The organism is Moorena sp. SIO3B2 (assembly GCF_010692525.1).
Taxonomy (GTDB): Bacteria; Cyanobacteriota; Cyanobacteriia; order Cyanobacteriales; family Coleofasciculaceae; genus Moorena; species Moorena producens.
In genome coordinates this window covers 1-3,327 of sequence record NZ_JAAHHE010000541.1, presented here as the reverse complement: position 1 = coordinate 3,327, position 3,327 = coordinate 1, and the positions used below count along the sequence as shown (strand labels likewise).

Here is a 3,327-nt window from a genome sequence, read left to right as displayed (position 1 = left end):
GAAGTTTAGCGGGTGTAGGGATAGCTTACATTTTAGCTATCTGTCTAGCACAAGAACTGGGTCAACTCAAAGGCTTGACCCAACAGCTGTTAGAACTATTTACTCTGGGAACTATTGCGGATTTAGCTCCTTTAACCGGGATCAACCGACGTTGGTTAAAGCGAGGCTTAGGGTTATTGCCTCAATCTCAATTAGCAGGAGTTCAAGCATTAATCGAGATAACTGGGGTTAAAGATGACCAAAAATCCCTCAAGCCGGAGGATATTGGATTTAGACTAGGACCAAGAATTAACGCTATTGGTCGCTTATCGGATCCCCAAATTGTAATTGAACTGCTGACGACGACTGCACCCGAAGTAGCACTTGAGAGGGCAATGGAGTGTGAACAAGTTAACCAACGGCGTCAGCAATTGTGTGCTGATATTGAACAAGATGCGATCGCATTTATTGAGGATACTGGAATAGATTGGCAACAGAAGCGGGTATTAGTGATTGTCCAACCGAATTGGCATCATGGAGTGATTGGCATTGTTGCCTCCAGATTAGTAGAGCGCTATGGTGTCCCAGTCTTTATTGGAACCTATGAAGACGACGACCAACAACACATTCGCGGTTCAGCACGGGGCATAACTGAATTCAATATTTTTGAAGCCTTAGAGTTCTGCAAAGACTTACTCGGTAAATATGGAGGACACAAAGCAGCTGGTGGATTTTCCCTACCTGCTGAGAACTTAAGCGCCTTTGAAGAATCCCTGAGCAGTTTTGCCCATCAATCTCTAAAACCTGAACACCTCAAACCCCTAGTTGCTATCGACGCTAGTCTAGAGTTCTCTGAAATTACCTCTAACCTCTACCAGCAATTAGATCTGCTTCACCCCTGTGGGATTGGCAATCGGGATCCTGTCTTTTGGAGTGCCAATGTCCAAATCCTTGAGCAACGAGTTGTTGGTAAGGGACACATTAAGCTTACCTTGAATCAGGACAATCAACCAGTCACGATTCAAGCTATTGCTTGGCGTTGGGGGGAATACTTCCCTTTACCTCGGCGAGTGGATATTGCCTACAAGTTGCGAGAGCATCATTGGGAGGGCAACACAACCATTGAGTTAGAGTTAGTGGGTGTCCGTTTACCTGTGGCTACTACTACCTCAACCACCAAGAAAGCAGAATTTTATTACAATCAGCGCCGCTACACCTGTAGCCTTTGGGAATCTTTAAACGAACTAAGGATTAGAAACCCCGAAGGGAAAGTCTTAGCGATTCAGAAAGGACAACGCACTGGACTTTTGGGTACTAAACGGGAAGACGCTAAAGAAGTTAATGTCACTAAACCTCCCTACTACCCGTTGATCAAAGCAGCAACTCGTGCGTTGGGACTCAGTTGAACAAAATGTCTCGCGCAGTTTCCACCTAAATCGAAGATTATAGGTGGGGTTAGCGACACCAACAAAAAACACTACCTTTTCTTATTCTTTTGGCAATTCGATGAGGTAGCTACTGGGAGTTTGCTGTTTGGTGGTTAACTGAAGTTGAAATGCTACTCTACTAACATAGTATATTGTTTGAAATCTGAAAGATCTAATTAAACACTCATGACTAAACCACTTAACTTGATAGAACACCCTGAAGGAGGAAGATACCAGGAGGTATTTCGATCAAAGATTTCAGCTTTCTGGCAAAAGGAGCCCCACATCTCAATACGTAGTATGAGTGTGGGAGGAATTTTGCACAGAGTCTTTCGGCACAGGGAGGCGAGCTATGAAGCTTCTGAGTAATTCGGAGCAGGTCATTCCCCTACGATTGACCGTAGGTCACGCTACGCGAACAGCCTCTTCCTGTAATTGCTTTTTCTCAAAATTGGTCACTCTGACTACGAGCTTTTGATCTTTCATTATGGGTTGATACCTGTTGCCACGACTGTTATACTAATAGTAGGTCGAAAAACAGGAGAAATCAATGAGAACGGCGTACCAGTACAGACTAAGACTAACAAAATTGCAAGTGATGGAGATAGAAAGATGGCTGGACATGTTGCGCCACCAATACAACTATTTACTTGCTGACAGGTTTAGCTGGTACGAACAAAATCGCTGCTCTATTAACTCCTGTCCTCTTATTTGCCATTTGCCTGAACTTAGAAATAATCCTAATTACTTTTCACAGAAAAAAACTTTACCTCAATTAAAGAAAGATAGGCACTGGTACAAAGCTATTCATGCCAATGTACTACAAGACTGCGTCAAGAAGGTTGATTTAGCCTTTAAGAGATTCATAAAAGGTGACTCTAATGGCAAGAGAAGTGGCAAACCCAGATTCAAGAGTAAGAACAGGTATAAGTCTTTAACTTTTTCTGCTTTTTCCAAAAACCCTATTCAAGGGAACAGGTTGAACCTTCCTAAGTTTGGATGGGTCAAAATGGTTTACCATAGACCAATTCCAGACGGATTTAGAATTCAAACTGCCACGGTTACACGTAAAGCTGATGGATACTATGTGACCTTGTCATTACAGGATGATACTGTCCCTGAGGTGATCCCGATTGAACAAGTATCAAATCCTGTTGGTATAGACATGGGTCTCAAGTCATTTTTGACCAAGTCCGACGGGACAGAGGTGCAAATCCCCCAGTACTATCGGAAAGCTCAGAAACGATTAAAGAAAATTCAGAAAGCTGTCAGTAGATCTAAGAAAGGCAGTAACAACAGAAAGAAGGCTGTTGTTAAACTAGGTAAAGCTCACAAAAAGGTAGCTGATACCAGAAAAGATTTTCATTTCAAGACAGCTAAAGGGTTGTTAGATGATCACGATCTAATTGCTCATGAAAAGTTGAATATAAAGGGATTGGCTAAGACTAAAATGGCCAAATCCGTCCTAGATGCTGGCTGGGGTCAATTTCTGTCTATCCTGTCAACCAAAGCCGAAAATGCTGGGTTGGTCACGATTGCAGTAAATCCTCGGAACACCAGTCAAAACTGTTCTAATTGTGGTCAAAAAGTACCAAAGGAATTAAAAGACCGCATTCATTCCTGTCCTCATTGTGGATATATCGAGGATAGAGATGTTAATGCGGCTAGGAATATATTGAATTTGGCGGTGGGGCATCCCGTCACTAGTAAAGCTTACCGAGTAACCGAACCGTTAGGTGGTTTTGGTAAGAAGCCTACACTGAATCTGTAAAGATCAGTGTAGGAGTATGTCACTAACTGCAAGTGATTCTAGCGTGAAGTCTGCTCTTACTCATATTTACTTTTCTCTGAACCAAGATGAAAAGAGTCGGTTTCATCGGGTTATTGGGGATGAAGTTTGGAATTTATACAAAGGCACGGG

General features: G+C 42.7%; 2 protein-coding genes and 1 pseudogene. All 3 read left to right on the top strand.

Features of this window, described 5'->3' with window-relative positions; all coding sequences use genetic code 11:
• Positions 1 to 1,385: single-stranded-DNA-specific exonuclease RecJ (locus tag F6K38_RS37650; RefSeq protein ID WP_287360096.1), on the top strand; the 1,385-nt coding region annotated here is incomplete at its 5' end.
• A 571-nt stretch (positions 1,386 to 1,956) separates the two neighbouring features.
• The gene (locus tag F6K38_RS37645) at positions 1,957 to 3,177 is read left to right on the top strand and encodes an RNA-guided endonuclease InsQ/TnpB family protein (RefSeq protein ID WP_008188345.1); all 1,221 of its coding nucleotides are present in this window, start codon (positions 1,957 to 1,959) and stop codon (positions 3,175 to 3,177) included.
• A 43-nt stretch (positions 3,178 to 3,220) separates the two neighbouring features.
• Positions 3,221 to 3,327: pseudogene (locus tag F6K38_RS37640) on the top strand (cupin domain-containing protein); the annotation flags it as partial.

What these genes read in the sequence shown, in the direction of transcription:
- F6K38_RS37645 (WP_008188345.1), top strand. Translation starts at nt 1,957, where the DNA reads ATGAGAACGGCGTACCAGTACAGACTAAGACTAACAAAATTGCAAGTG.